At 57.7% G+C, this 26,663-nt stretch carries 27 protein-coding genes; 20 read left to right on the plus strand and 7 right to left on the minus strand.

The window, feature by feature from the left end; translation table 11 throughout:
* The first annotated feature begins 104 nt into the window (after positions 1-104).
* The 7 genes from LCM21_RS03965 to selD are packed head-to-tail and all read left to right on the plus strand — an operon-like array spanning position 105 to position 8,192.
* On the plus strand, positions 105-2,972 hold the full coding sequence (locus tag LCM21_RS03965; RefSeq protein WP_224889414.1) for a monovalent cation/H+ antiporter subunit A: 2,868 nt from the start codon (positions 105-107) through the stop codon (positions 2,970-2,972).
* Positions 2,972-3,331: a Na+/H+ antiporter subunit C gene (locus tag LCM21_RS03970; protein WP_068332315.1), complete on the plus strand. Its 360-nt coding sequence runs from the start codon at positions 2,972-2,974 to the stop codon at positions 3,329-3,331. The genes LCM21_RS03965 and LCM21_RS03970 overlap by 1 nt, the downstream gene beginning before the upstream one ends.
* Positions 3,328-4,869, plus strand: a complete 1,542-nt coding sequence (locus LCM21_RS03975) for a monovalent cation/H+ antiporter subunit D (protein ID WP_224889415.1) — start codon at positions 3,328-3,330, stop codon at positions 4,867-4,869. The genes LCM21_RS03970 and LCM21_RS03975 overlap by 4 nt, the downstream gene beginning before the upstream one ends.
* Positions 4,869-5,366: a Na+/H+ antiporter subunit E gene (locus LCM21_RS03980; protein ID WP_224889717.1), complete on the plus strand. Its 498-nt coding sequence runs from the start codon at positions 4,869-4,871 to the stop codon at positions 5,364-5,366. The genes LCM21_RS03975 and LCM21_RS03980 overlap by 1 nt, the downstream gene beginning before the upstream one ends.
* Positions 5,363-5,632, plus strand: coding sequence for a K+/H+ antiporter subunit F (locus tag LCM21_RS03985; protein ID WP_224889416.1), 270 nt, complete (start codon positions 5,363-5,365; stop codon positions 5,630-5,632). The genes LCM21_RS03980 and LCM21_RS03985 overlap by 4 nt, the downstream gene beginning before the upstream one ends.
* 7 nt (positions 5,633-5,639) lie before the next feature.
* Positions 5,640-6,026: a Na+/H+ antiporter subunit G gene (locus tag LCM21_RS03990; protein WP_224889417.1), complete on the plus strand. Its 387-nt coding sequence runs from the start codon at positions 5,640-5,642 to the stop codon at positions 6,024-6,026.
* Positions 6,027-6,032: 6 nt separating this feature from the next.
* Positions 6,033-8,192, plus strand: coding sequence for a selenide, water dikinase SelD (gene selD, locus LCM21_RS03995; RefSeq protein WP_224889418.1), 2,160 nt, complete (start codon positions 6,033-6,035; stop codon positions 8,190-8,192).
* On the opposite strand, the gene mnmH is transcribed toward selD, so the two are convergent.
* Positions 8,183-9,235 carry a tRNA 2-selenouridine(34) synthase MnmH gene (gene mnmH, locus LCM21_RS04000; RefSeq protein ID WP_224889419.1) on the minus strand — a complete coding sequence of 351 codons (1,053 nt, stop codon included), beginning with the start codon at positions 9,233-9,235 and terminating at the stop codon, positions 8,183-8,185. The genes selD and mnmH overlap by 10 nt on opposite strands.
* A 44-nt stretch (positions 9,236-9,279) precedes the next feature.
* Entirely contained in the window at positions 9,280-9,945 is a 666-nt protein-coding gene (locus LCM21_RS04005) for an SOS response-associated peptidase (RefSeq protein WP_224889718.1), read from the minus strand.
* 55 nt (positions 9,946-10,000) lie between these two features.
* Here LCM21_RS04005 and LCM21_RS04010 point away from each other — a divergent pair, with 55 nt between their 5' ends.
* Positions 10,001-11,653 (plus strand): tetratricopeptide repeat-containing sulfotransferase family protein, encoded by a 1,653-nt coding sequence (locus LCM21_RS04010; protein WP_224889420.1) that lies wholly within the window; start codon positions 10,001-10,003, stop codon positions 11,651-11,653.
* A 58-nt stretch (positions 11,654-11,711) separates the two neighbouring features.
* On the opposite strand, the gene LCM21_RS04015 is transcribed toward LCM21_RS04010, so the two are convergent.
* A complete protein-coding gene (locus LCM21_RS04015; RefSeq protein ID WP_224889421.1) occupies positions 11,712-13,295 on the minus strand; it encodes a bifunctional metallophosphatase/5'-nucleotidase in 1,584 nt (527 codons plus the stop codon).
* Positions 13,296-13,404: 109 nt separating this feature from the next.
* On the opposite strand from LCM21_RS04015, the gene LCM21_RS04020 reads away from it, so the two are divergent.
* Genes LCM21_RS04020 through arsC form a run of 4 tightly spaced genes read left to right on the plus strand, consistent with a single transcriptional unit; the run spans position 13,405 to position 15,564 of the window.
* Positions 13,405-13,743, plus strand: a complete 339-nt coding sequence (locus LCM21_RS04020; protein ID WP_224889422.1) for a DUF952 domain-containing protein — start codon at positions 13,405-13,407, stop codon at positions 13,741-13,743.
* Positions 13,740-14,171, plus strand: coding sequence for a DUF1330 domain-containing protein (locus tag LCM21_RS04025; RefSeq protein ID WP_224889423.1), 432 nt, complete (start codon positions 13,740-13,742; stop codon positions 14,169-14,171). The genes LCM21_RS04020 and LCM21_RS04025 overlap by 4 nt, the downstream gene beginning before the upstream one ends.
* A complete protein-coding gene (locus LCM21_RS04030; RefSeq protein ID WP_224889424.1) occupies positions 14,168-15,226 on the plus strand; it encodes a quinone-dependent dihydroorotate dehydrogenase in 1,059 nt (352 codons plus the stop codon). Before LCM21_RS04025 ends, LCM21_RS04030 begins: the two co-directional genes overlap by 4 nt.
* Positions 15,223-15,564 (plus strand): arsenate reductase (glutaredoxin), encoded by a 342-nt coding sequence (arsC, locus tag LCM21_RS04035; RefSeq protein WP_224889425.1) that lies wholly within the window; start codon positions 15,223-15,225, stop codon positions 15,562-15,564. The genes LCM21_RS04030 and arsC overlap by 4 nt, the downstream gene beginning before the upstream one ends.
* Here the strand turns inward: arsC and LCM21_RS04040 are convergent.
* From LCM21_RS04040 to LCM21_RS04050, 3 genes are read right to left on the minus strand one after another with little or no spacing between them, the layout of a single operon-like run.
* Positions 15,561-16,877, minus strand: a complete 1,317-nt coding sequence (locus LCM21_RS04040; RefSeq protein WP_224889426.1) for an MATE family efflux transporter — start codon at positions 16,875-16,877, stop codon at positions 15,561-15,563. The genes arsC and LCM21_RS04040 overlap by 4 nt on opposite strands.
* 6 nt (positions 16,878-16,883) lie before the next feature.
* The gene (locus tag LCM21_RS04045) at positions 16,884-17,402 is read right to left on the minus strand and encodes a PaaI family thioesterase (protein WP_224889427.1); all 519 of its coding nucleotides are present in this window, start codon (positions 17,400-17,402) and stop codon (positions 16,884-16,886) included.
* Entirely contained in the window at positions 17,402-17,821 is a 420-nt protein-coding gene (locus tag LCM21_RS04050) for a PaaI family thioesterase (RefSeq protein ID WP_224889428.1), read from the minus strand. The genes LCM21_RS04045 and LCM21_RS04050 overlap by 1 nt, the downstream gene beginning before the upstream one ends.
* Before the next feature lie 113 nt (positions 17,822-17,934).
* Between LCM21_RS04050 and LCM21_RS04055 the strand changes: the two genes are divergently transcribed.
* The 8 genes from LCM21_RS04055 (at position 17,935) to LCM21_RS04090 (ending at position 25,746) form a co-directional block, all read left to right on the plus strand.
* On the plus strand, positions 17,935-18,303 hold the full coding sequence (locus tag LCM21_RS04055; RefSeq protein WP_068332359.1) for a MerR family transcriptional regulator: 369 nt from the start codon (positions 17,935-17,937) through the stop codon (positions 18,301-18,303).
* A 270-nt stretch (positions 18,304-18,573) separates the two neighbouring features.
* Complete coding sequence (locus LCM21_RS04060; protein WP_068332361.1) at positions 18,574-18,975, plus strand: MerR family transcriptional regulator; 402 nt, start codon at positions 18,574-18,576, stop codon at positions 18,973-18,975.
* A 46-nt stretch (positions 18,976-19,021) separates the two neighbouring features.
* Positions 19,022-20,803 (plus strand): acyl-CoA dehydrogenase C-terminal domain-containing protein, encoded by a 1,782-nt coding sequence (locus LCM21_RS04065; RefSeq protein WP_224889429.1) that lies wholly within the window; start codon positions 19,022-19,024, stop codon positions 20,801-20,803.
* A 56-nt stretch (positions 20,804-20,859) separates the two neighbouring features.
* Entirely contained in the window at positions 20,860-21,072 is a 213-nt protein-coding gene (locus LCM21_RS04070; RefSeq protein WP_068332367.1) for a hypothetical protein, read from the plus strand.
* 130 nt (positions 21,073-21,202) lie between these two features.
* The gene (locus LCM21_RS04075) at positions 21,203-21,841 is read left to right on the plus strand and encodes a glutathione S-transferase family protein (RefSeq protein ID WP_224889430.1); all 639 of its coding nucleotides are present in this window, start codon (positions 21,203-21,205) and stop codon (positions 21,839-21,841) included.
* 11 nt (positions 21,842-21,852) lie between these two features.
* Positions 21,853-23,064, plus strand: a complete 1,212-nt coding sequence (locus tag LCM21_RS04080; RefSeq protein WP_224889431.1) for an acetyl-CoA C-acetyltransferase — start codon at positions 21,853-21,855, stop codon at positions 23,062-23,064.
* Positions 23,064-23,552 (plus strand): cupin domain-containing protein, encoded by a 489-nt coding sequence (locus LCM21_RS04085; protein ID WP_224889432.1) that lies wholly within the window; start codon positions 23,064-23,066, stop codon positions 23,550-23,552. Before LCM21_RS04080 ends, LCM21_RS04085 begins: the two co-directional genes overlap by 1 nt.
* Entirely contained in the window at positions 23,545-25,746 is a 2,202-nt protein-coding gene (locus tag LCM21_RS04090; RefSeq protein ID WP_224889433.1) for a 3-hydroxyacyl-CoA dehydrogenase NAD-binding domain-containing protein, read from the plus strand. The genes LCM21_RS04085 and LCM21_RS04090 overlap by 8 nt, the downstream gene beginning before the upstream one ends.
* A gap of 66 nt (positions 25,747-25,812) precedes the next feature.
* Here the strand turns inward: LCM21_RS04090 and LCM21_RS04095 are convergent, their stop codons facing one another.
* Positions 25,813-26,568, minus strand: coding sequence for a Hint domain-containing protein (locus tag LCM21_RS04095; protein WP_224889434.1), 756 nt, complete (start codon positions 26,566-26,568; stop codon positions 25,813-25,815).
* Positions 26,569-26,663: the final 95 nt, after the last annotated feature.

Here is a 26,663-nt window from a genome sequence, read left to right on the forward strand (position 1 = left end):
TATGTATCTTTTAGAACAGGTCGAAACCTTGCATTTTCTGAACAGTCATTAAATTATTCATTCTAAATCTATGACATTGACCGCACAGCCCCGGAGTATCGCAGTTGTCCCTATTCCTTATCGCGGCCCTTCCCTTCCTCGGAGCTGTACTACCAGCCCTGCTGATCCGGGCAGGTCGAAACGCAGCAGCCTCGGCCGCGGGGCTGACGACCTTCCTGGCCCTTATGGGTCTGTTGATCCACATACCCTCAGTCATGCGCGGAGATGTCGTGACCGCGCGGTTCGAATGGATACCCGCGCTGGGGCTGAACGCGAATTTTATGCTGGACGGTCTTGGGTTTCTGTTCGCTCTGCTGATCCTCGGGATCGGATTGCTGATTATCCTGTACGCTCGGTTCTACCTGTCACGTGAAGACCCGATGGGGCAGTTCTACACCTATTTGCTTTTGTTCCAAGGCGCGATGGTCGGGATCGTTCTGTCCGACAATATTCTTCTTTTGCTTATTTTCTGGGAGCTTACCTCGCTCAGCTCATTCCTGCTGATCGGCTATTGGAAGCATCTGCCTGAAGGGCGGCAAGGCGCGCGAATGGCGTTGGCCGTAACCGGTGGCGGCGGGTTGGCGATGATTGCCGGGATGCTGATCCTGGGCAACATCGCCGGGTCGTATGACCTGAGCGTCATTTTGCAGAACAAGGACCTGATTCAGGCATCGCCATACTATCTACCGGCCTTGATCCTGATCCTGTTGGGCTGCTTCACCAAATCCGCACAGTTCCCGTTCCACTTCTGGCTGCCGCACGCGATGGCGGCACCAACGCCGGTTTCGGCTTATCTTCACTCGGCAACGATGGTGAAGGCCGGGCTGTTCCTGATGGCGCGGATGTGGCCGGTTCTGGCTGGGACGGACGCTTGGTTCTACATCGTGGCCACAACCGGTTTGATCACCATGCTGCTGGGCGCATGCATTGCCCTGTTCAAAGATGACCTAAAGGCGCTTCTGGCGTTCTCAACCGTATCGCATCTGGGCCTTGTGACGATGCTGCTGGGTTTTGGCACGAAGTTCGCCGTTGTGGCGGCTGTGTTCCACATCATCAACCATGCAACCTTCAAAGCCGCGCTGTTCATGACTGCCGGGATCGTGGATCACGAGACGGGCACCCGCGACATCAAACGTCTGGGCGGGCTGCGTCACCTGATGCCGATAACCTTCACGATTGGAACTATTGCCGCCCTGTCCATGGCTGGTCTGCCACCGCTGAACGGATTCCTGTCCAAGGAAATGATGCTGGAAGAGACAGTCCACACCACGTGGCTCAATTCGCATTACCTGGTACCCGGGTGGGCCCTGCTGTCAGCGTTGTTCTCGGCGGCATATTCCTTCCGCTTTGTCAGCCACGTCTTCCTTGGGCCGGAACGCACCGATTACACCCATCATCCGCATGATCCGCCTGTTGGCCTGTGGCTGGCCCCGGCGTTCCTTGTGGTGCTGGTTGTTCTGATCGGTCTGTATTCGGCGGCAATCGTAGGACCGCTGGTTGCTGTTGTCTCCAGCGCGGTGATTGGCGGCGCGGAACTGCCTTATTACTCGCTGAAACTGTGGCACGGATTTACCCCGGCGCTTTACATGTCGGTCGTGGCCGTTGTCGGAGGTCTGTTCCTGCTGTCCCTGTATCGCCAAAGCAATGCTCTGTGGAACGCTCTGCCCCGACCCGAAGCCAAGGTTATCTTTGAGGCCATCATTGGCGCGCTGACCACGCTCAGCCGTTGGATCACTGACACGCTACATAACGGTGTGCTCAGCAGATATGCCATCATCGTTGTCGCGTTCACCGTTGGGCTTGGGTATTACGCCTACACATCCGGCACAATTGGCCCGGTAACGCGTGAGCCGCTGCCCGCGCCAGTTATTCCGATCATCGGCTGGATATGTCTGGTCGGCGCGACGTTGGCGATCATGTGGTTCCACCGAAACCGCCTGTTGGCGCTGGTGCTGATCGGTGTGGTCGGATTAATCGTCTCGATGGCGTTCAACTACCTATCGGCACCGGATCTGGCGCTGACGCAGATTTCGGTTGAAGTGGTCACGATGATCCTGCTGCTGCTGTCGCTGAATTTCCTGCCCACAGATACCCCGCGGGACAGCAGCACAGCGCGACGCTGGCGTGATGCGGCGATCTCGGTTGTGGCGGGCGTCGGCACCGGGGCCTTGATCTATGCCGTGATGCTGAGGGATTTTGCTTTTCCGACAATCTCGGACTTTCATCTGGCAAACTCGTACAAAGGGGGCGGTGGCACCAACGTCGTCAACGTGATCCTTGTGGACTTCCGGGGTTTTGACACCTTTGGCGAGATCATTGTTCTGGGCATTGCCGCCCTGATCATCTTTGCCCTGACCGAGTCCGTTCTAAGCACAAATGTTCGCGCCTACTTGCTGAACCGCAAGCCGCATTGGCCGCAGTCGGGGGATTCACATCCCCTGATGATGGTTGTGGCGACCCGGGTGATGATGCCGATTGCCCTGATGGTTGGCGCCTACATCTTTTTCCGCGGCCACAACCAGCCGGGTGGTGGCTTTATCGCCGGACTTGTCGTCGCAATCGCATTCCTGATGCAATATATGGCCAGCGGCTATACTTGGGCGATTGAGAGGCAACGGTTTTTCTACCACGGCACCATTGGCTGGGGTGTTCTTATCGCAGCTGCGACAGGGATCGGGGCATGGTTCAACGAACGCCCGTTCCTGACCAGTGATTTCGGCTATATCAACTGGCCACCGCTGGAAGAGTTCGAATGGGCCACCGCACTGCTGTTTGACACTGGTGTATTTCTTGCCGTGCTCGGCGCGGTGATGTTGGCGCTGGACAGCCTCTCGCGGCTTGCTTGGCAACCCGGAATGGCACAAGAGTTCCCAATGGATATCAATCCGCTGCGGAACGACCCTAAAGTTGACGAATTGAAGGAGCAGGCCTGATGGAAGCGCTCGTTGCCTCTGCCGTAGGCGTCATGACCGCTGCGGGGATTTTCCTGATCCTGCGTCGCCGCACATTCCCGGTGATTCTGGGGCTTTCCCTGATCACATACGCCGTGAACGTGTTCCTGTTTGCCACCGGACGTCTTGCGTTGGATGCGCCCGCCGTTCTGAACAAATACGAAGAGGTTCCCTATACCGATCCTCTTCCGCAAGCGCTGGTCCTTACGGCAATCGTTATTTCTTTTGGAATGACGGCTGTGGTCGTGATGGTCGCGCTGTCTGCCTATCTGTCATCTAAAGATGACCACATCGACATGACTGCTCAAGACAGCGTAGACGCGCCGGGAGAAGACGCATGAACCACTGGATCGTTGCGCCGATCGTCCTGCCCGCGATTCTGGCTCCGTTTATTATCATGGTGTTGCGGTATCACCTTGATCTTCAGCGCATCTTCTCGGTCGCGGGTGTTGTGGCCTTGCTGGGTATCGCGCTGACCATCACCGCGCAGGCCGCAGGCGGCGATATTCAGGTCTATGAGCTGGGCAATTGGCCTGCACCGTTCGGCATCGTTATGGTGCTGGACCGTCTGTCGGCAATGATGGTCCTGTTGACCGCGCTGATAGCTCTGCCGATTGTTCTCTATGCTATCGCATCGGGGTGGGATGATCGTGGCAAACACTTTCACGCCCTATTCCACTTTCAGCTTATGGGCGTCTGTGGTGCGTTCCTGACCGGCGACGCCTTTAACCTGTTTGTGTTCTTCGAGGTGTTGCTGATTGCCTCCTACGGGCTGATGACCCACGGTGGCGGCTCGGTTCGGCTAAAGGCCGGAGTACAATATGTTGTTTACAACCTGATTGGCTCGACCCTCTTTCTGTTTGCGCTTGGTGTACTTTACGGTGTCACCGGCACGCTGAACATGGCGGATATGGCGGTTCGCGTGGCGGAACTGCCTGCCGAGGATACCGCTTTGCTGCGTGTGGGTGCGGTGCTTTTGCTGCTGGTGTTCTGCATCAAGGCCGCTGTACTACCGCTGCACTTCTGGCTACCAGCCAGCTACGCAAACGCACCTCTGCCGGTGGCCGCGCTGTTTGCAATCATGACCAAGGTGGGCGCGTATTCCATCGTGCGGATGTATACGCTGGGGTTCGGTCCAGAGGTCGAAGCGACCCAAGGCCTTGTCGGAACATGGCTGCAACCCGCCGCTCTGCTCACACTGGCCGTTGGGGCAATTGGTATCCTTGGCGCGCAACATATTGCACGGATGGTGGCGTTTTGCGCCATCGCTTCGATGGGCACCCTGTTGATCGCGATTTCATTGTTTACGGAAACTGCCACTGCTGCTGCGTTGTATTACATCTTTCATTCGACACTTGCGACGGCGTTGCTTTTCCTTGTGGCCGATCTGGTGATGGAGCGTCAGGGCGGCGCCATTGAACCAAAGGCTCCGATGCCGCAAAGCGGGCTTGTCTCTGCCCTGTTTTTTGTCGGTGCAATCGCGTTGGCGGGCATGCCGCCGCTGTCAGGTTTCATCGGCAAACTGCTTGTGCTGGACGCAGCGCGAGACGCCCCCGATGCGGGTGCGATCTGGGCTGTGATCCTCATCGGTTCGTTCATCACCATCGTCGGCCTGGCACGTGCAGGCACCATGATTTTCTGGAAAAGCCACGATGCCCAATACAATCCGGTCCCTAAGGTAGAAGGTGAAGAAGCCCTTGTCGCCGCGCCACCCGAGCCAAACCCCGGATTGGCGTTTACAGCCGTGTTCGGCGCGGTTCTTGGCCTCGTGATGCTGACCCTGTTCGCTGGCCCTGCATTAAACTACGCTGGAAAAACAGCCGAGCAACTATTCACACCCGAAGACTATATTTCGGCCGTTCTGGGAGGAGAAGAATGATGAGACTTCTGCACCGGATTTTCCCGCACCCTCACCTTACGTTCTTGCTGACAGTCGTGTGGGTTCTGCTGGCGAATAACGGGTCACTGAACTCGGTCGTGTTTGGTTTGCTGTTGGGGATCATCATTCCATTCATCACGCAGCCCTACTGGCCCGATCGCCCCAAGCTGCGCAACTGGCCGATGGTTGCTGAATATATTCTGGTGGTCCTGTGGGATATCGTAATCGCCAACATCACCGTCGCCCGGATCATCTTGTTCAAACGCGACGCGGACCGTCAGCCCAACTGGGTTCGCATCCCGCTGGAACTGCGCACGCCCGAGGCGATAACCGTTCTGGCCGGAACCATCACCATGACCCCTGGCACGGTCAGCTGCGATCTGTCCGCGCAAGGGCACAGCCTGCTGGTCCACTGCCTGGATGCCCCCGACACAGACGCGGTGCGCGACCAGATAAAAAACCGGTATGAACGTCGCCTGAAGGAGATATTCGAATGATCGATGTTGCCATCTGGTTTGCTTTCGCCTGTTTTGGCGCAGCCATCATGCTGTGCCTGTGGCGGATCATTTCGGCTGAAGGTGTTGGTACCCGTGTTCTGGCGCTGGACACGATGGTGATCAACACCATCGCTCTTTTGATCCTCTACGGGCTTCACTTGGGGACCGAGGTCTTTTTCGAGGCCGCCATGATCATCGCCATGTTGGGCTTTGTCTCAACCGTGGCCTATGCGCGATTTATGCTGCGCGGCAATATTATCGAGTGAGGGCGACATGGAATTTATCTTTGAATTGCTGATCGCCTTCTTTCTGGTCATCTCGGGCATCTTTGGCTTTGTCGGCTCGTACGGAATGATCAAGCTGAAGGACCCGATGTCGCGCCTGCACGCACCGACCAAGGCGACCACGCTGGGTGTAGGTGGCGTTTTGCTCGCGTCGATCTGCCACTCGGTCTTGCTTGAGGGCAAACTGTCTCTGCATGAGTTGCTGATCACCCTGTTCCTGTTTCTGACTGCACCGATCACAGCCCTTTTCATTGCCAAATGGCACATACACCGGCATGAAAAATCCGATGATCTGCCGAATGCCGGCGAGGATGAGCGTTGGGCCACCCACGCGGTTGAGCAGGTCGAAGACGTCCCAGACCACAGCAAGACCTGAGATTCCATGCATCACCCTCCGCTACCCCTGACCCGTGATCTGGTTCTGATTGGCGGAGGTCATACGCACGCGTTGGTGCTGCGCAAGTGGGGTATGAACCCCCTGCCCGGCGCGCGGGTAACGGTTATCAACCCCGGCCCCACAGCGCCCTATTCCGGCATGCTACCCGGTTTCGTTGCAGGGCATTACGAGCGCTACGAGCTGGACATTGATCTGGTGCGCCTGACCCGTTTTGCAGGCGCGCGCGTTATCCTTGGGCCGGTTGAGGGCATCGACGCCGAACAGCGACAGGTTCACGTTCCAGGAAGGCCGCCTGTTGAATTTGATGTGGCTTCGGTCAATGTGGGGATCACATCCGATATGCCTGCCCTGCCGGGCTTTGCCGAACACGCGGTTCCGGCCAAGCCGCTGGGGCCTTTTGCCTCCCGCTGGGCAGAGTATCTGAATGGCAGCGGCCCCGCCTCGGTTGCCGTGATTGGCGGCGGTGTTGCGGGGGTCGAGCTGGTGATGGCGATGGCCCATGCCCTGCGGTCCAAGGGCCGTGCGGCGCAGGTAACACTGATCGACAATGCCGATGCCCTGACAGCAACAAAAGCCAAAGCAGCAGCAACGATCCGTCAGGCGATGACCGATTTGGGCATAGACCTGGTCGAACAGACATCGATTGCGCGTATCGAGAAGGATCAAATCATCCTTGAAACCGGCCAGCACGTTCCTGCTGCGTTCGTAACCGGTGCCGCCGGTGCCCGCCCGTATGACTGGGTTGCGGATACCAGGTTGGAATTGCAGGACGGCTACATCCGGGTGAATAGCTATCTTCAATCCAGCGACCCCGCCATCTTTGCCGCCGGGGATTGCGCCCATCTTTCAGACAACCCACGCCCCAAGGCCGGGGTCTATGCGGTGCGTGAGGCTCCGGTTCTGTTCCACAACTTGCGGGCGGCTTTAGGGGCCGGGGAGATGCGGCGATACAAGCCGCAGAAAGACTATTTGAAGCTGATCTCGCTGGGCGGTAAATCCGCGCTGGCCGAAAGGTTCGGCACCTCGTTCAGCGGTCCGTTGATGTGGAAATGGAAAAACCATATCGACCAGACCTTCATGAAAAAGTTCCGCGACCTGCCAGCAATGGCGCGCCCGGATTTGCCGCGTCACCATGCAGACGGGTTGCAAGAGGCACTGGGGAACAAGCCGATGTGTGGTGGCTGCGGGGCAAAGGTCGGACGTGGCGCGCTACAATCCGTTCTGGGCACCCTGCCCTCACCAAAGCGTAGCGATGTGATACCTTTACCCACTGATGATGCGGCTTTGCTGACAACGGGTGGCGCACGTCAGGTTATGACGTCGGACCATCTGCGCGGGTTTACGGATGATCCGGTGTTGATGACACGTATCGCTGCCGTACACGCGCTGGGGGATATCTGGGCCATGGGAGCCAGCCCGCAAGCGGCAGCCGCAACGATCATCCTGCCGCGCATGTCGCCCGCTCTACAGCGCCGCACCTTGGCCGAGATCATGGCCACCGCCGCAGAGGTGATGGGCGATGCCGGGGCCGCGATCGTGGCTGGCCATAGCTCGATGGGGGATGAGATGACCATCGGCTTTACCCTGACCGGCCTGTGCGAGACCGATCCGATTTTGCTGTCCGGCGCGCGCGCCGGCGACGCCTTGATCCTGACCAAGCCGCTGGGCAGCGGCGTGCTGATGGCCGCCGAGATGGCAGGTCAGGCAAACGGCGCCTGGGTTGCCAGCGCATTCCGGCAAATGGTCCAGCCCCAGGGTGAGGCGGCGCGCATTCTGGCCGGAGCGCACGCGATGACGGATGTCACCGGGTTTGGTCTTGCCGGGCATCTGCTGGGCATGTGCGAGGCGTCGGATTGCGGCGCTGTGCTGGATCTGGACGCGATCCCATTGATGACTGGCGCACTGGAATTGTCTAATCTCGGTGTCAGAACCACGATTTTTGATGATAACCGCGCAATCGCGCCGGATCTGCCCACGGGTGGCAAGGCTGATCTGTTGTTCGACCCGCAAACCGCCGGAGGTCTTCTGGCTGCCGTTGCCACCGAACAGGGGCAGGCGCTGTGCGAAAAGCTGCGGAACGCGGGCTATCCAGCAAGTGTTATCGGCCATGTAACCAGCAAACCTGGTCTGCGCCTTCAAAGCTGACCCAGAATTTGCCCTATCCGCGCAGCGGCGTCATTCAGGCCCGCCTCATCCAAGGTGGGTATGTTCACCTGTGCGAGTATCTCTGCATTTTGTGAGCGGTTGGATTTTGCATATGAAAGGTCGTAATGCTGTTCCATCAACGCCCGCGTCAGCGCCTGCTTGTCCCCGGCGTCGATCAGGGCAAGCCAGCCGTCCACGACTCCGTGCCCGCGATGAACGCGCAGCGGAGATAGGCGTTCCCGCAGCCGATCCGCATCAGACAGGATATCGTCATAAGCACTGGCCAGATAAGCGCTGCGTGCCGCAATCGGCGCTGATATCCAGATACGCGGCGCGGCGCGCAATGCGGTCCACAGGCTTGGCGGCAGGATACGCGCACCGATCTTGGACGACTCGGCCTCGACCACAACCGGGTGCGCTGGATTTAAGGTGTTCAAAGCCGCGGCCAGAGCGGATTCGAACGCTTTCTGGCTGGGCTGACCGCCCGGCATCTCGCCCAAAAGCGAGCCTCGGTGATTGGCCAGCCCTTCAAGGTCAAGCACCTGCACATCGCGCGATTTCAGATGCCCCAACAGGTCGGTCTTGGCCGTACCAGTATACCCATCCAGCGCAACCAGCCTATGCGGCAGGGGATCGTCGTAAAGGTATCGCTTCACCAAACGGCGATACGAGCGATAGCCGCCTTCGACGACTTCTGCCCGCCAGCCGATCTGTTGCAGCATCCAAGTAAATGACCCCGACCGCTGCCCGCCGCGCCAGCAATAGATCAAAGGCTTCCAACCACCTTCATGATGCGACAGGCTGTGTTCGATATGATTGGCCGCATTTCGAAAAACCAAGGCCGCGCCCAGCTTACGCGCCAAAAACGGGCTTTCCTGCACATAGATGGTACCCACCCGCGCGCGCTCTTCGTTGTCCAGAACCGGCAGGTTTATCGCGCCCGGAAAATGGTCTTCGGCATATTCGGCCGGGCTGCGCACGTCGATCACCGTGTCGAACGCGTGCGCATACAGGTTTTGCAGGTCAGCGAATTTCAGAGCCATTCAAACGGTCTATCCTGCGATTGATAGAATAGGAAGGCGCGCCGTTAGGCTGGGATCGGTTCAATCAGGTCAGGCCCGCTGGCCCGGTTCGAGTTCACCGCAGGGTCAACGCGGTAGAAATCCAGAACATCTTCGGCCCCGGGTTTCATCAAACGCGCGGCCCCCTTGCCAGCCTCACCCAGCCAAAGCGGCCAGTCTTCCTGCTCAAGGATGAGTGGCATCCGATGGTGAATGGCGCTGAGATGGCGATTGGCTGGCGTTGTTACGATCGCGCAGGTGCCCTGGCGCGCGTTTTCAGCACCCCAATCCTGCCAGACACCCGCGAAGGCAATCGGCGCACCGTCTTTCCGATGAATGTACCAGGGCAGACGCGAACCCTGTTCGGTCTTGGTCCATTCGTAGAACCCCGTCGCCACGATCAGACACCGCCGGTCACGACAGGCCGCCCGGAATGCAGGCTTTTCCGCCAGCGTTTCGGCCCGTGCATTGATCAGCAATGGCCCTGCGGTCTCGGTCTTGTACCAATGCGGCAGAAATCCCCAGCGTAAGGGGTCCAGCCTGCGCCCGGTCTCTCCGCTGCGCACGACATGGACCTGATTTGTTGGGCATACGTTGAAGTTTGGAACGGATGGCAGCGTATTCGCTGGCCGCGCAGAAAACAGCTGCGCCATCGCGTCGTTGGGAAGGGTTATTGCAAACCGTCCGCACATGAGTAATGAACCATCAATAGTTGTTTCATAAAGGCACAGGGTGTCACGGGGTCTCATGCAGAATCAAACAGCGAAAACCCTTAAAGGCAAGGCAGTAGCGGCTTTGGACGCAGGTAAGCTGCAGCAGGCGTTGAAAAAAGCGCAGCTCGGCGCAAAGAAATTCCCCAATGACGCGGATTTTCACGCGATTTCGGGCTTTGTGCTGACCGAGATGAAACAATACAAGAAGTCCATTCCTCACTTCGTTGAGGCGTCTCGGATGAAGCCCGACGATCCGCAATTCGTGGAAAACCTGGCCAATGCGCTGATGCAGACAGGGCAAATTCCAAAAGCGCTGGAATATATTGAGCAAAAGCTGGAACAGTTCCCCAATAATCAGGAACTGAATCGCGTTCTGGATGAAATTCACCTCAAGGGCGACAATTGGCGCATGATGATCGAACATGCGAGCAAGAAGCTGGAAAATGAGCCCAATGATGTGAAACTGCTGGCCAAGCGCGCGCGGGCCTACGCAAAGATCGGATTTGTCGAGGAAAACACGCGCGATATCGCCCGAGCGTTTGAACTGGCCCCGGATGATATAAAGATCGCCTTCCAAAAGTCTTTGAACCTTCACCAAAGCGGTGACAAAAACGGATCAAAAGACCTCTTGCAAAGCATTTTGCAGAAGGAACCGGGGCATATATCGGCCCTGCTGCAACTGTCGACGGTTGCCACCAAAGAAGACGCGCCGCAGCTTTTGGACGCAGTTGAAACCGCAATCTCAAACAGCGAGATTCAACATCACGAGCTGGCGTTTGCACAGGCGCATCTGATCTCGAAGATCAACGGGATGGATGCGGCGATGCCGGCATTTGAGCAGGCCAATGCCCTTCAGCATGAGGGGAATCCCTATAACGTCGACGCCGAAGAGGAAAAGCTGAACAGGGTTATCGGTCTGTTCCCGGTGGATCAACCGATTCCCTGCTCGGGTATCAGCGACGTGCCGGTTCCGGTGTTTGTCGTGGGGCAACCCCGATCAGGCACGACATTGATGGAAATGATGCTCAGTTCGGCCCCGGATATCGCCGGCTGCGGGGAATTGACAATCGGGGCAGACCTTGCCCGCGAATATACGTCGCAAGGTAAAAAATTTGGTTCGGAAGACGCAGCAAAATACGCAGAGGATTTCCGCAAGCTGATGCCGCCGATCCCCGACGGATCGGTCGCTTTTGTCGATAAGCTGCCGCATAACTATCAGATCATCGGCTTTCTTTTGTCTGCCTTCCCCAATGCAAAGATAATCAATATGTTGCGTGACCCGCGCGATGTTGGATTGTCCAAGTGGATCAGGCGGTTCCCGGCGGGTGGGATGCGGTATGCCTCAAACCTGTCGGCAATCGCGCATTCTGCGAATATGTATCGCCGTTACATTGCCCATTGGAATGCCGTTTTCCCGGGTCAAATTCTGACCGTTCCATATGAAAAACTGGTGGCCGATCCAAAGACCTACAGCCAGGACGTCGCCGCATTCTGCGATCTGGAATGGAGCGAGACCATGATGCACCCGGAAAAGAACACCAAACAGGTTCGAACAGCCAGTATCGATCAAGTGCGAAACAAAATCTCGACCAAATCGGTTGGAGGATGGCAGAGCGTATCCGAGCACCTGCAGCCCATGCTTGACGGTTTCGATCCGGCACTCTGGCCGGAATACGACTTGGGGTAGCTGGCAAAAGCAAAGGCCGCAACCAAGGTTGCGGCCTTTTCTTTAGCTCAGCACGGGCTTATTTCTGCTTGATGCGCCCGTCGACGTAAGGCTGGTAAGGTGCATTCTCCGCTAGATATTCTGCCGTCACATCCGCCAGGTCCGGTCCAAAATCATAGGCGTTTTTGTCGTTACCTTCGAACATATGATAGCCGTCTCCACCGTTGCGGACATAGTTGTTCGTGACCACCAGATAGGTCGCCGCCGGATCAATCGGGACAAATCCGTCACCATCTGCCACCATGACCTCGGTAATGCGACCTTCGTTTGGCGCAACCGAAGGGTCCCACGTGAAGGTCATACCAGCAACTTGCGGAAAGCGGCCCTTGACCTCTTCGACTTGGCTGACGCCGTTCTCCAGCGCGTCGATCACGCCCTGACCGCTGATCTCAAACGTTGACAAGGTGTTCTGGAAGGGTAGCACCGTCAGCACCTCACCCATTGTCACCTCACCCGAGTCAATCGATGCCCGCAGACCGCCCGAGTTGGCAATCGCAAGCTGAACACCCTGGTCAGCAACCCGTGCCAACATGGCGTCGGCCACAAGATTACCCATCTCGCACTCCTGCACGCGGCACACGGCCCGGTCGCCCTCAATCGCAGCGGCAGAGCTGGCGACAACTTTCTTTTTCGTCTCTTCAATGGGAGCACCCATTTCAGCCACGCGCGCGGCGATTTCGGCATCGGGCTCAACAGACGCGTCCAGCAAAATAGGCTCACCCTCTGCCGAGGTTAGATTCCCCTCGTCGTCAAAGGTCAGCGTCACCTCACCAAGATACTTGGAATAAGCATAGGCCTGTAACACAGGAACATCACCGACCATGACGGGGTATGAGCCCGCCGCGCCTTCTTGGGTGTTGGACAGCAGCGTATGAGAATGCCCGCCAATCACAAGATCAAGGCCCGGCACTTTCTCGGCAATCTCGATATCTTTGGCCAGCCCCACATGGGTCAGCGCGATTATGATTCCGACACCTTCGGCTTGCAGCGCCTCGACATCCGCGGTCAGGCTGTCGATTTCATCCTGAAACACGACATCCTTGCCGGGGCTTGACGTTTCGACCGTATCAGTCGCCAGGGCCGAGACGATGCCGACCTTTTGCCCGCCAACCTCCAGCACCACGTGGTTTTCAACCTTTCCCTTTAGTTCGGTTGACGAGGACAGATCAAGGTTGCCGGAAATCACAGGAAAGCTGACCGCATCTATGAACGTGGCCAAACCTTCGGGGCCATCGTCGAATTCATGGTTGCCGACCGCCATGACGTCATAGCCGATGGCGTCCATAAACTCGGCCTCAGCCGCGCCTTTGTAGGTTGTATAGAACAACGAGCCTTGAAACGGATCACCCGCGTCCAGCAGCAGATAGTTCTGGTCCGCCAGTTCATCCCGCTTGGCGTCCACTATGGTTTTTAGCCGGGCAACACCGCCAAAACACTTCCCCTCGGTCTCATCTTCGGCGTCACAGGTCGAATCGTATTTGTTGATGGATTCAATACGGCTGTGCAGATCGTTCGTATGCAGGATCGTCAATTTGTATTCGGCGGCGGCCATGCCTGCAGTCAGGCCCAGAGCCGCGACTGACGCCAGAAAACGGGTGAACATCTTCATACTCCTTGATTTTTGATTGGCGTGATGTTGCGCGCCCTGACAGGAAGAGTCAAAGGGGGAATACAGCCTTGATTCTGCTCATCGCGCGGGGCATCACGACCGCATGCTGATTTACAAGATTTTCCGGTCCGAAGAATGGGCTGCATTACAAGAACAGGGCGCGTCGGACGGCGCGCCGATCGATGTCGCTGACGGCTATGTCCACTTCTCGACCGCCGAACAAGCGGCCGAGACAGCCGCCAAGCATTTTGCAGGGGTCGCGGGGCTTACCCTGTTGGCCTGCGACGCCGATGCGATGGGCGACGATCTGAAGTGGGAGGTTTCGCGCGGAGGTGCCCTGTTCCCTCATCTCTACCGCCAGCTTCGGATGACCGATGTTGTTTGGTCGCGCCCCTTGCCCTTTGACGGGCAAGCCCATCGATTCCCAAAGGAGATGGAATGACCACTTTCATCGACCCTGATCGCGCCCAGTTCGAAGCGTTCAAATCGCTGGACCGCGACCATCCGATCGAAATGTTGAACCTTGTGAAGTTTCGTGAAAAAGCCGAGTATCCGACCGGACACAAACTGGCGGATGCCGGGCTGAGCGGAGCGCAGGCCTATCGTAAATACGGGTCCGAAACGGCCCCTATCATCGCCCGCCTCGGGGCGTCGATCTTGTGGCGCGGCGCATTTCAAACCACGCTGATCGGTCCACAGGATGAAACTTGGGATGAGGTCTTTATCGCCCGCTACCCAACTGCACACGCGTTCTTGGAAATGGTGACTGACCCGGTCTATCAGGCCGCTGTCATTCACCGGCAGGCCGCGGTCGAAACCTCACGCCTGATCCGGTGTGCGCTGACAGAGGGTGGAGAGGCTTTCGGATGAAGCTGACTGAGAAACTGGGTCTGGCGCTCCTGCACAGAATGGATCCCGAAGTCGCCCACGGCATGTCGATCAGAGCACTGAAAGCCGGATTGGCCCCGATGCCGGGAGCAGTAACGTCGCCCCGCCTGAAATCAACCGTGGCAGGGCTGGATCTGCCCAATCCCGTTGGTTTGGCAGCAGGTTTTGACAAGAACGGTGAGGTTCTAGCGCCTTTATCCCGCACAGGCTTTGGCTTTATCGAAGTGGGTGCCGTCACGCCTCGCCCACAGCCCGGCAACCCCAAACCTCGCCTTTTCCGCCTGTCCGAAGACAAGGCTGCCATCAACCGCTTTGGCTTTAACAACGAAGGCATGGAGGCCATGGCCCACCGTCTGGCCAATCGCCCCAAGGATACCGTGATTGGCCTGAACCTTGGCGCGAACAAGGACAGTGACGACCGCCCGGGTGATTTCGCCAAGGTGTTGGCTCGTTGCGCCGCGCATCTGGATTTCGCCACGGTCAATGTATCCTCGCCCAACACCGAGAAACTACGGGATTTACAAGGCAAGGCGGCGCTTGGCGCGCTGTTGGGCGGTGTGATTGAAACCCGAAACGACTTGCCCCGCCCAATCCCGATTTTCCTGAAAATCGCGCCTGACCTGTCCGAGGCCGAACTGCACGACATCGCTGAAGTGGCCATTGAGACCGGTGTGGACGCGGTGATCGCGACGAACACCACCCTAAACCGCGATGAGCTGCTCAGTGTTCACAAGGGTGAAGCGGGCGGTCTTTCCGGCGCACCCCTTTTTGAGAAATCGACGCGGATTCTTGCGCAGCTTAGTCAACTGACCGAGGGTAATATCCCACTTATCGGCGTCGGTGGTATCAGCAGCGCGCAACAGGCCTATGCCAAAATATGCGCCGGGGCATCGGCTGTTCAGCTATATACGGCGCTGGTCTACGGGGGTATCTCATTGGCGGCTGAAATTGCCAAAGGGTTGGATGACCTATTGGCGCGCGATGGGTTTAATTCTGTCGCACAAGCCGTTGGAAGTAAAAGAGAAGACTGGACATGATCACGTACTGGCACAATCCCCGCTGTTCGAAATCCCGTACCGGGCTGGACCTGCTTGAGCAGAACGGCGCGCAAGTTGAGGTTCGCAAATACCTTGAGGATGCTCCCTCGGTCGGTGAACTGCGCGACGTGCTCAGCAAGCTTGGCATCGAACCTATCGACATGATGCGGACGGGGGAGAAGCGGTTCAAGGAACTGGGTCTGTCCAAATCCTCACCTGCGGATGAATTGATTTCCGCAATGGCCGAGAACCCAATTCTGATTGAGCGGCCCTTGGCCATTGCAGGTGACAAAGCTGCCATCGGGCGTCCACCGGAAGAGTTGCTGTCGCTGCTTTAACCCACCTGCGCCTCAAGCCTTGGATAGCGCCAGCCCAATGTAACACCGCGCGCGATGTTCAGCACCATAAGCGCGGCCCAAAGGCCGTGGTTGCCCAGCGCCGGCACCAGAACAAACAAGGCGACCACGTAGATTGCAACCGACTGGATCATCGCGTTGCGCATGGCGCGGGTCCACGTCGCACCGATATAAATACCATCGAACATCCAACTGGCCACGCCGATGACCGGCGCCAGTGCGACCCAGATCAGGTACTCGCGCGCGGCGATGCGCACTTCGGGCGACGTGGTCATCACATCGATCAAGACCGGTCCAGCAAGGAAGAAGGCTGATCCCAGAAGCACCGCGCCGCCGACCCCCCATTGCGACGCCATGATCGACGCGCGCCGCACTCGGTATCGGTCACGCGCGCCGACTGCACTGCCGACGAGCGCTTCGGCGGAAAAAGCGAACCCGTCCAGGGCAAACGCTGTAATTTCAAGAAATTGCAGCAACACCTGGTTGGCAGCGAGGTTCACATCCCCCAGATCCGATCCGACAAACAGAAACGTGGTGAAAGAGCCGGTCAGCAAGACCGATCGGATCATGATATCGCCATTCACCTGCATCATCCGCCGCAGCCGCGCCGCGTCGAATATGCGCGGCCAGTCGCGCCATTGGTTCCCGCCGAACGCATTGCGACATAACCAAAGGCCCAGTGCCAGCCCGGTCCATTCGGCAATCAGGGTGGCGATAGCGACCCCCTCAACCCCCCAATCAAGGCCCAGAACGAACCACAGGTTTAGCACGACGTTCAGACCGTTCATCCACACCTGCAGAACAAACACGCCCCGGGTCCGTTCAACCGCGATAAGCCAGCCCGTGACCGCATAAAGCGCAATGGTAGCTGGCGCACCCCAAATGCGGATTTGCAGGTAATCGCGCGTCAACGCTTCGACTTCGGGGCTGGCGGGCGACAGGGCAAACGCACCCAAGAACACCCACAACTGAACTAGGATAAAAACCATCCCCGCCGTACCGCCCAACAGCAGCCCACGCATCAAAAGCGCGCCCGTTTCCGCCGTATCACCGGCCCCACGCGCCTGTGCCGCCAGCCCCGTCGTACCCATGCGCAGAAAACCAAAAATCCAGTAGATGCTGGCCAGAATGACAGCGCCCATGCCAACGGCCCCGATCGGTGCCGCCTGCCCCATCTGACCAACCACACCGGTATCGACCGCGCCAAGAATTGGAACTGTCGCGTTGGACAAGACGATCGGAATCGCGATCTTTAGCACCCGTCTGTGCGTCAGGGGCGCCGCGGCATCCTGCATCGCAGTCTACTCTTTTTTCGGTTCGGATTGCGGCATCAGGAAATGCCCGGTGGCCTGCGCAATCGGGCGCGCGTGATTGTCCTGCCAGGCCTCGACCCGGACCGAAGCGTATCTGCGGCCAGACCGGCTGACGAAAGCCCGGGCATAGGCATCCCGAGGCAAGCCAGAGCGCAGGTAATCAACAGTGAAATCGACGGTTTTCGGGAACCGTATCGATTCAGCCTCGAACAGGTCTTCAGGATCAATCTCACCGCTTTCGATACGGGGAAAGAAATACTCCCAACTCAGCGTAATCACAGCGGTGACTTCCAGGAATGCCGCCGTGACGCCCCCGTGCAGTGCGGGCAGTAGCGGATTTCCAATCAGCTTATCGTCAAAGTTCAACACGCCCGTCAGCTCATCCCCGCGTCGGTCGAAGGTTATGTTGAGAAAGCGGATATAGGGCACCCCCTGCACAATCGCGTTCAGGGCGGCGTCACGACGTTGCTTGACAACCTGCATGGGTTCGGGACGAAGGCGCGCCATCACAGTCCCTCCACCGTGAAGGCTCCTGCAGCGGTCGCCACCGGTCGGTCCCGGTCATCGTCCATCGCAGTTGCACGGACAAAGGCGACGTTACGGGTAATGTGATAGCAGATGGCGTGGGTCGTGATGTTAAGCCCCGGCGTTGCCGCGCGCATGTAGTCGATCCGCAGGTCTATGGTGGCCGTCGCGCCCGGGGCCGAGGGGTGGCTCATGACAGCAGCACCGCAGCAGGTATCCAGCGCCGCGAAAACGGCCCCGCCGTGGATCACGCCAGTTCTGGGGTCTCCGACCAGATCAGGGTTGTACGGCATGGTGATTTCAGCCTCACCTTCGCTGATTGTGGACAAGTTAAGCCCAAGCGCCTTGGCATGCGGGATCGCCTCAATGAACCGGCGCGCAATCGCTACTTTGTCGACCATGTATATGTATCCCTTCGATTTCACCCTTTATGAGCCTGTGCCCCACAAAAGGGCAAGACCGCCTGTTGCGCTTGTCGTCACGACACCCTAGTTTGCAGTCGAGGAGACCCGAAATGACTGACAACCGTTTGTCATTAAACGAGATGTGCGAAAAGTTCGATGTAACCAAGCGCACCTTGCGATATTATGAATATATTGAGCTATTGAACCCCGAGCGCGAAGGCCGTACCCGCTACTATGGACCTCGTGAATGCGCGCGGATGAAATTGATCATGCGCGGACGGCTGTTTGGCTTTTCATTAGAAGAAATTCGTCAATGGCTGTTGATCTACGAAGATCAGGGGAACCGGGCCCAGATGGCCGAGTTCATCAAGCTTGCTGACCGGCAAATGCCGGAACTTGAAAAGCAGCGTCAGCAATTGGACGAGGCGATGGAAGAACTCCAGCGCCTGCGCGAACAGACGGCTAAATCGCTTGGCTGATCCCTTTCGGGGTTACATTACCGGTATCGCTTACCAATCCGCCCGGGCTTTTGGCCCTGTCTGACGCTGTGTGTCGCTCAGCCATCCATCAAAATTCCGTTACGTCACGCCTTGAACCGAAGGCAAACCGCATCTTGACGCAAGAGGAAGTTACGTAAACTTTCAGAGTGACGTAGCGTTTGCATTACGTGAACGTCATCTACGTGTTGTAACCTGCGCATCGACTGCGCACCTGACTGATTAGACGCCAGTGACGAAAGTACTGAAACCATGACCGAAGATCTGATGACCATCCGTGAAATGTGCGAGACATATGATGTCACGCCGCGCACCTTGCGTTTTTACGAGGCCAAGGAACTTTTGTTTCCAATCCGCGAGGGGCAGAAACGTCTGTTCACCAAACGTGACCGGGCGCGTCTTAAGCTGATCCTGCGCGGCAAGCGTTTCGGTTTCAGCCTGGAAGAGATCCGGCAGCTTCTGGACCTGTATCACGTGGGCGACCAGCAAATGACCCAGATGACCCGCACCTTCGAAATCGCAAGGGAACGTCTGGCAGATATGGAAGCCCGCCGTGAAGAGCTGACCCAAGCCATTGACGATCTGAAAGAACAGCTGCGCTGGGGCGAGAAAGTCATCGCCTCGATGAAGAATGAGAAAAAGGCCGCTGAATAACCCTCACGGCCTTATCCCCGGACATCTGAATTTAAGGGAGCTTCAAATGCCCGTCTATAATGCGCCTACCAAAGACACTCAGTTCATTTTGCACAATGTTCTGAAAGTATCGGAATCTGATATTCCGGGATACAGCGAACTGGAAGCTGAATTCACTGGCGCCGTGCTGGAAGAAGCCGGCAAGGTCGCCACTAATGTTCTGCACCCGCTTAACGTTGTGGGTGACACCGAAGGGTGTCGGCTGGAAAATGGCATCGTGTACACGCCCACAGGATTCAAAGGTGCCTTCGAGCAGATGAAAGAAGGCGGCTGGACTGGCCTCGACATGCCCGAAGAGTATGGCGGCCAGAACATGCCCTATGTGATCGGTACCGCCGTGGGCGAGATGTTCTCGGCCGCGAACCAGGCCTTCACGATGTACCAGGGCCTGACGCACGGTGCCGCATCCGCCATTTTGGCGCACGGCACTGACGAGCAAAAGAACAAATACCTGCCCAATATGGTCAGCTGTGAATGGACCGGCACCATGAACCTGACCGAACCGCATTGCGGCACGGATCTGGGCCTGATGCGCACCAAGGCCGAGCCGCAGGGTGATGGCAGCTACAAGATCACCGGCCAGAAGATCTTTATCTCGTCCGGCGATCACGACATGGCCGACAACATCATTCACTTGGTTCTGGCCAAGATCCCCGGTGGCCCCGAGGGCATCAAGGGCGTGTCGCTGTTCATCGTTCCCAAATTCATCGTCAACGAAGATGGGTCTCTGGGTGAACGCAATGGTGTTTCGGTCGGCAAGATCGAAGAAAAGATGGGCATCCACGGAAACTCGACCTGCGTCATGAATTACGACGACTCCACCGGATGGTTGCTGGGCGAGGAACATAAAGGCATGCGCGCCATGTTCACCATGATGAACGAAGCGCGTCTGGGTGTGGGCATGCAGGGTCTGGCGCAAGCCGAGGCCGCGTTCCAAAACGCACTGGAATATGCCAAGGATCGGCTGCAGGGCCGCGATGTGACAGGTGTGAAAAATCCGGACGGCCCTGCCGATCCGCTGATCGTACATCCCGACATCCGCCGCAACCTGATGGATCAGAAAAGCTTCACCGAGGGTGCCCGCGCGTTCATCCTTTGGGGCGCGACCATGATCGACAAGGCGCACCGGTCGAGTGACAAGGATGCGGACGGTCTGATCTCGCTGCTGACCCCGGTCATCAAGGGCTTCCTGACCGATCAGGGCTATGACATGACTGTTCAGGCCCAGCAGGTTTATGGTGGGCATGGCTACATCGAAGAATGGGGCATGTCGCAATATACGCGCGACGCCCGGATCGCGATGATCTACGAAGGTGCAAACGGCGTTCAGGCGCTGGACCTTGTGGGCCGTAAGCTTGCTCAGGACGGCGGCAAGCACGTCATGGCCTTCTTCGACATGGTCAAAACCTTCTGCAAGGAAAACGGAGGCCAAAACGAAGCCTATGACAAAGCCTTTATCGAACCGCTGAAAGCTGCGTCGAAGGATCTGCAAGCCGCTGGTATGTACTTCATGCAGGAAGGTATGAAGAATCCGAACAACGCGCTGTCTGGCTCTTATGACTTCATGCATATGTTCGGCCATGTCTGCCTGGGCCTGATGTGGGCGCAGATGGCAAAAGCCGCGCAAGACGCTCTGGATGGCGGTGCCTCGGACACGGAGTTCTACGAGACTAAGATCAATACCGGCCGATTCTACATGGCGCGTCGCCTGCCCGCCACGTCCATGCACCTTGCGCGCATTCAGACTGGCGCTGATACGGTAATGGCGCTTGAGGCCGCAAACTTCTGATCTCAATTCGGCCCGTGGGCACTAGCCCCCGGGCCGGACTTTCGGAGGAGAGAGAAATGCCGAAACGATTTCGCCTGACACGCCGCTTTCCCGTCGCCATGACCGAGGACGGATACCGTAAGCTTCGCGGCTTCGCCCATGAAGCTGGTCTTGACGAAGGTGAGGCGCTGTCTTTCCTGTTCGAAAACTTCGACAACATCATTCATGAGGATAAACTGACCCGCCGACTGCGCGCCTTTAATTCCGAGCTAGAGGCGCGCAAGCGCTGACAGCTTTCGTCAAACTTGCTTTCGATATGCGTGTTTTCAGCAAGACGAACCCTGCCTACCTGAATGGTTCAGCTTTCTCGAAATACGCGTGTTTCGGCACCGCACCACACGCCTTTGGAAGGACGATCCCATGACCATCAAACTTCACTGCTTCGGAGAAAGCGGGAACTCTTACAAGGCCGCCTTGGCGCTCGAATTATCCGGCCTTGAGTGGGAACCTGTGTTTGTCGATTTCTTCAACGGCGCAACGCGCACGCCCGAATATCGGGCCGAAGTCAATGAAATGGGCGAAGCGCCGGTTATGATAGATGGCGATTTCCGCACCAGCCAGTCCGGTGCTATTCAGGCCTATGTGACCGAGAAATCGGGTAAGTTTGGTGGCAAGGACCGGGATGAGAATTACGAAATCTTCCGCTGGGTTCTGTGGGACAACCACAAACTCAGCTCAATGGCCGGGGTCACCCGGTTTCTGATGAACTTTCTGCCACCCGAGCACCGCAATGCCGACGTGATCGCATTCAACCAGGGCCGCCTGAAAGGCGCCTATCACGTTCTGGAAAGTCACTTAAATGGACGCGACTGGATCGTCGGTGATGGTGTTACCAATGCCGATATCAGCTGTTGCGGCTATTTGTACTACCCTGAACCGTTTGGCTTTGACCGCGCCGACTGGCCCAATATCGACGCCTGGCTCACCCGATTGTCGGAACAGCCAGGCTGGAAACACCCCTATGACCTGATGCCCGGCAACCCGTCGGATCGAGCTTAAGGAGAAGACCCATGACCGAAGCTTACATTTATGACGCCCTGCGCACCCCGCGCGGTAAGGGCCGCAAGGACGGCAGCCTGCACGAGGTAACCTCGGTGCGCTTGTCCGCCCTAACGCTGAACGCGATGAAAGAGCGTAACAATCTGGAAGGCCACGCCGTTGAGGATGTGATCTGGGGCAACGTCACTCAGGTGATGGAGCAAGGCGGCTGTCTGGCGCGCTCGGCGGTTCTGGCCTCGGATCTGGATGAGTCGATCCCCGGTCTGGCGATCAACCGTTTCTGCGCCTCAGGCATGGAAGCCGTGAACCTGGCTGCGAACCAGGTCAAAGGCGGCGCGGGCGAAGCGTATATCGCGGGCGGCGTTGAAATGATGGGCCGTGTGGCCATGGGCAGCGACGGTGCGGCGATCGCCGTAGACCCGACGCTGGCGATGGAGACCTATTTCGTTCCGCAGGGTATCTCGGCCGATATCATCGCCACCGAATATGGCTTCAGCCGTGACGATGCGGACGCGCTGGCCGTTGAATCGCAGAATCGCGCAGCAAAAGCGTGGGAAGAGAACCGGTTTGAGAAATCGGTCATCACCATCAAGGACCAGAACGGCCTGACCATTCTGGATCGCGACGAATACATGCGCCCCGGCACCGACATGCAAAGCCTTGGCGCGTTGAATCCGTCCTTCCAGATGATGGGTGAGCAGATGCCCGGCTTCGACAAGGTGGCGATGCTGAAATATCCCCATCTGGAAAAGATCAACCATATCCACCACGCGGGCAACAGCTCGGGCATCGTGGACGGTGCGGCGGCTGTTTTGATCGGTAACAAGGAATTCGGTGAGAAATACGGCCTGAAACCGCGTGCTCGTATCAAGGCAACCGCGAAGATCGGCACCGATCCGACCATCATGCTGACCGGCCCGGTTCCGGTGACCGAGAAGATTCTGGCCGATAACGGCATGCAAATCGGCGATCTGGACCTGTTCGAAGTGAACGAGGCCTTCGCCTCGGTCGTGTTGCGGTTTCAGCAGGCGTTCGATGTCGATCCCGAACTGGTCAATGTCAACGGCGGCTCGATCGCGATGGGTCACCCGCTGGGCGCGACCGGTGCGATGATTATCGGCACGCTGCTGGATGAGCTGGAGCGTCAGGACAAGGAAACCGGTCTGGCCACGCTCTGCATTGCGTCCGGCATGGGTGCGGCAACCATTATCGAGCGGGTCTGATGCCCAAACTGGATCTCTCTCAGATCCCGTTCAAGGGTGGCTCGGCCTATCCCGGCAAGCTGGCCGAGGCGACCACAGGTCGTTTCGTACAGCGTGTGGGCGATGCAGGCGGGCTGACTCAATACGGGGTCAACATCGTGCGGTTGGAACCTGCGGGGATGTCCTCGTTGCGCCACTATCACATGCTGCAAGATGAGTTTGCTATAATGCTCAGCGGCAAATGCGTGCTGATCGACGACGATGGAGAGCATGAGATGCTGCCCGGTGACTGCGCCGCTTGGCCTGCTGGCGAGCCTAACGGCCACCACCTTGTGAACAAAACCGATGCGCCCGCGACCTTTCTGGTGGTGGGCACTCGGACCCCGACCGAGACCGGCTATTACAGCGACATAGATATGATGGTGAAGGATGATGAAAACGGATTCTCTTTCACCCGGAAAGACGGCAGCCCGCTGACGGCTGACCAGATTGGAGATGACAATGACTGATTTCACTCTGAGCAAGGACGCAGACGGCGTCGCATTCATCACCTGGGACGCGCAGGGCAAATCCATGAACGTGCTGACCCGCGAAGCCTTTCAGGAGGTCAGCCAACTGATCGATCAGGCGCTGGAGGATGACGAGGTAAAAGGCATCGTGATTACCAGTGGCAAGGAAGGCTCGTTCGCCGGTGGTATGGACCTGAATACTTTGGCGACCATTCGTCAGGAAGCGGGCGACGAACCGGCGCAGGCTCTGTTCGATTTCGTGATGGGCGGCCACCATATCCTGCGCAAGATGGAATTGGCGGGCATGGACCCCAAGACCAAGAAGGGCGGCAAGCCGATTGCCTGCGCGATCAACGGCACCTGTGCCGGAATCGGGACCGAGATCGCGCTGGCCTGTCACCATCGCGTCATGACCTCGAACCCCAAAGCCAAAATTGGTCTGCCGGAAATCCTTTTGGGAATTTTCCCGGGTGGCGGCGGCACCATGCGCTATAGCCGTATGGTTGGTGCGATGGCAGCGGCCCCTGTGCTGCTGGAAGGCAAGATGATGGACCCGAAGAAAGCCAAAGGCGCGCAGCTGATCGACGCCGTGGCTGATGATCCGGTTGCGGCTGCGAAAGAGTGGGTTCTGAACGCCAAGGATGCCGATCTGGTCAAGCCTTGGGACGCGAAGGGTTATAAAATGCCTGGCGGGGCACCCTATCACCCTGCTGGCTTCATGACCTTTGTCGGTGCCAGTGCAATGGTGCACGGCAAAACCCAAGGTGCGTTCCCGGCGGCCAAGGCTCTGCTGAGTTCGATCTACGAAGGCGCGCTGGTCGATTTTGACACCGCCCTGCGGATTGAGGCGCGGTGGTTCACCTCGATCCTGATGAACCCATCCTCGTCGGCCATGATTCGCTCGCTTTTCCTGAACAAGGAAGCGCTGGAGAAAGGCGCTGTGCGCCCCAAAGATGTGCCCGATCAGCGCGTCAAAAAGGTTGGCGTTCTGGGTGCTGGCATGATGGGCGCTGGTATCGCGCTGGTTTCGGCTCAGGCTGGGATGGAGGTTGTTCTGGTCGACCGTGATCAGGCTGCCGCCGACAAAGGCAAAGCCTATACCGAGGCCTATCTGGACAAGGGTATCAAGCGCGGCAAAGCCACGGCTGAGAAGAAAGAGGCCCTGCTTGCCCGTATCACCGCCACCCCCGATCTGGAGCACCTTAAAGGCTGCGATCTGATCATCGAAGCCGTGTTCGAAGATCCAGGCGTAAAGGCCGAGATGACCAAGAAGGTCGAGGCGATCATCCCGGAAGACTGCATCTTTGCTTCAAACACCTCGACCCTGCCGATCACCGATCTGGCCAAAGCATCCGCACGGCCCGAGCAGTTTATCGGCATCCACTTCTTCTCACCCGTTGAGAAGATGTTCCTGGTCGAGATTATCAAGGGCAAGGAAACCGGTGATCGTTCCGTCGCCAAGGCTCTGGACTACGTGCGCCAGATCCGCAAGACGCCGATCGTGGTCAACGATGCGCGTTTCTTCTACGCCAACCGCTGCATCATCCCCTACATCAACGAAGGTGTCCGGATGATTGCCGAGGGTGTGAACCCGGTGCTGATCGACAATGCTGCGCGTCAACTGGGTTTCCCGGTTGGTCCGATCCAGCTGACCGATGAGACCTCGATTGACCTGGGCGCTAAGATTGCGCGTGCCACAAAGGCCGCGATGGGCGATGCCTATCCCGAAAGCCCGTCGGATGACGTCATCTTCTGGATGGAGGAACAGGACCGTTTGGGTCGCAAGGTCAATGCGGGCTTTTTCGACTATGACGACAAGGGCAAGCGCGTCGAATACTGGAAAGGTCTGCAAGAGAAGTACCCGCATGCCGAAGACCAGCCCGACCTGATCGAAGTGCAGGAACGTCTGATGTTTGCGCAGGTCCTTGAAGCAGTCCGCGCGCTGGAGGACGGCGTTCTGGAAGATATCCGCGAAGGCGACGTCGGCGCGATCCTTGGTTGGGGCTTTGCACCGTGGTCAGGCGGCCCGTTCAGCTGGTTGGACATTATCGGTACGCCTTATGCCGCCGAGCGTTGCGATCAATTGGCCCAAGCCTATGGCGAACGGTTCGCCTGCCCGCCGTTGCTGCGCGAAATGGCTGAAAAGGGCCAAAGCTTCTATGGTCGCTTCAACCCCGAAGCCAAGGCCGCCTAAAGAAAAACGCTGGCGCGTACCCCCTCGCGCCAGCGTTTGCTTGCTGTCTCAGATACAGCTTCCCATTCAGGTTCTGATCACGGGACGACCCGGGCGTCCGGGACGACGAGCCCCCCTGACCGGCCTTGCCGGAACAATGGCGTGATCGAAAATCGGTGCGGGCAAAGACCCCAGAGAATTCGCCAGAACGGCAACATCTCTGCGCTTTGCTGTCAGAGAAATCAATTCCGCTGCAGCCTCGGACCCGACAACCTTATAAGACGCGCGACCGGGAATGTTGCGCGATCCAAAACGCCCCGAGGGGCAGAAGGCGCGAAACCCGCCTTCGATATAGATCACCTCATCCTGATCGAAGAACAGGGTTGAGATGTCAAAATACGATGCTGGAACATCTGAAGTGATCCGAAACATACCGCGCAGCAACCGTGCCGATACAACCGGCAGACTAAACGGAAGCGCGATAAGGTCATGATAGAGCTTGGTAGTGTCCAAAGCCACGCCCTGCTCTGGCATCAGCCAGACCGGCCTGTCATTATAGGCCATGTGCGATGGCACGCGGATCGGCATATTCTCGGCCTTGGTTTCATCCGGTGGCACAGTGATGCAATCCGTTGCAACGCGGCTTACCGCCTGAAACCCATTGTCCATTGTACGTATCAGGTCACCGGGCTGTATCTGTTCTACAGGCTTCCACCCACCATTCGTGGAAACCCTGGTTCCATGGACCAGACCGCCCCTGCGCGCATTCAACGCGGCCTGCGGTTCAGCCGTACCCCGGGCGTCAGGACGCGGGGGAAAACTTATGACACTCTCAACTTTCACCAAAAACCGAACCCACTATTTACTCAAAACAACTTAGAATGATGAGTAACACAGGACCCGACGCGGTGACTTACTTTTGACATATTAAGGCCAGA

Origin of the sequence: Ruegeria profundi (assembly GCF_020171505.1) — a bacterium.
Lineage (GTDB): Bacteria > Pseudomonadota > Alphaproteobacteria > Rhodobacterales > Rhodobacteraceae > Ruegeria > Ruegeria profundi.

Excerpts from the sequence above, each read along its gene's own strand:
- LCM21_RS03970 (WP_068332315.1), top strand. The coding sequence starts at position 2,972 with ATGGAAGCGCTCGTTGCCTCTGCCGTAGGCGTCATGACCGCTGCGGGG.
- LCM21_RS03975 (WP_224889415.1), top strand. The coding sequence starts at position 3,328 with ATGAACCACTGGATCGTTGCGCCGATCGTCCTGCCCGCGATTCTGGCT.
- LCM21_RS03980 (WP_224889717.1), top strand. The coding sequence starts at position 4,869 with ATGAGACTTCTGCACCGGATTTTCCCGCACCCTCACCTTACGTTCTTG.
- LCM21_RS03985 (WP_224889416.1), top strand. The coding sequence starts at position 5,363 with ATGATCGATGTTGCCATCTGGTTTGCTTTCGCCTGTTTTGGCGCAGCC.
- LCM21_RS03990 (WP_224889417.1), top strand. The coding sequence starts at position 5,640 with ATGGAATTTATCTTTGAATTGCTGATCGCCTTCTTTCTGGTCATCTCG.
- selD (WP_224889418.1), top strand. The coding sequence starts at position 6,033 with ATGCATCACCCTCCGCTACCCCTGACCCGTGATCTGGTTCTGATTGGC.
- mnmH (WP_224889419.1), bottom strand. The coding sequence starts at position 9,235 with ATGGCTCTGAAATTCGCTGACCTGCAAAACCTGTATGCGCACGCGTTC.
- LCM21_RS04005 (WP_224889718.1), bottom strand. The coding sequence starts at position 9,945 with ATGTGCGGACGGTTTGCAATAACCCTTCCCAACGACGCGATGGCGCAG.
- LCM21_RS04010 (WP_224889420.1), top strand. The coding sequence starts at position 10,001 with ATGCAGAATCAAACAGCGAAAACCCTTAAAGGCAAGGCAGTAGCGGCT.
- LCM21_RS04015 (WP_224889421.1), bottom strand. The coding sequence starts at position 13,295 with ATGTTCACCCGTTTTCTGGCGTCAGTCGCGGCTCTGGGCCTGACTGCA.
- LCM21_RS04020 (WP_224889422.1), top strand. The coding sequence starts at position 13,405 with ATGCTGATTTACAAGATTTTCCGGTCCGAAGAATGGGCTGCATTACAA.
- LCM21_RS04025 (WP_224889423.1), top strand. The coding sequence starts at position 13,740 with ATGACCACTTTCATCGACCCTGATCGCGCCCAGTTCGAAGCGTTCAAA.
- LCM21_RS04030 (WP_224889424.1), top strand. The coding sequence starts at position 14,168 with ATGAAGCTGACTGAGAAACTGGGTCTGGCGCTCCTGCACAGAATGGAT.
- arsC (WP_224889425.1), top strand. The coding sequence starts at position 15,223 with ATGATCACGTACTGGCACAATCCCCGCTGTTCGAAATCCCGTACCGGG.
- LCM21_RS04040 (WP_224889426.1), bottom strand. The coding sequence starts at position 16,877 with ATGCAGGATGCCGCGGCGCCCCTGACGCACAGACGGGTGCTAAAGATC.
- LCM21_RS04045 (WP_224889427.1), bottom strand. The coding sequence starts at position 17,402 with ATGGCGCGCCTTCGTCCCGAACCCATGCAGGTTGTCAAGCAACGTCGT.
- LCM21_RS04050 (WP_224889428.1), bottom strand. The coding sequence starts at position 17,821 with ATGGTCGACAAAGTAGCGATTGCGCGCCGGTTCATTGAGGCGATCCCG.
- LCM21_RS04055 (WP_068332359.1), top strand. The coding sequence starts at position 17,935 with ATGACTGACAACCGTTTGTCATTAAACGAGATGTGCGAAAAGTTCGAT.
- LCM21_RS04060 (WP_068332361.1), top strand. The coding sequence starts at position 18,574 with ATGACCGAAGATCTGATGACCATCCGTGAAATGTGCGAGACATATGAT.
- LCM21_RS04065 (WP_224889429.1), top strand. The coding sequence starts at position 19,022 with ATGCCCGTCTATAATGCGCCTACCAAAGACACTCAGTTCATTTTGCAC.
- LCM21_RS04070 (WP_068332367.1), top strand. The coding sequence starts at position 20,860 with ATGCCGAAACGATTTCGCCTGACACGCCGCTTTCCCGTCGCCATGACC.
- LCM21_RS04075 (WP_224889430.1), top strand. The coding sequence starts at position 21,203 with ATGACCATCAAACTTCACTGCTTCGGAGAAAGCGGGAACTCTTACAAG.
- LCM21_RS04080 (WP_224889431.1), top strand. The coding sequence starts at position 21,853 with ATGACCGAAGCTTACATTTATGACGCCCTGCGCACCCCGCGCGGTAAG.
- LCM21_RS04085 (WP_224889432.1), top strand. The coding sequence starts at position 23,064 with ATGCCCAAACTGGATCTCTCTCAGATCCCGTTCAAGGGTGGCTCGGCC.
- LCM21_RS04090 (WP_224889433.1), top strand. The coding sequence starts at position 23,545 with ATGACTGATTTCACTCTGAGCAAGGACGCAGACGGCGTCGCATTCATC.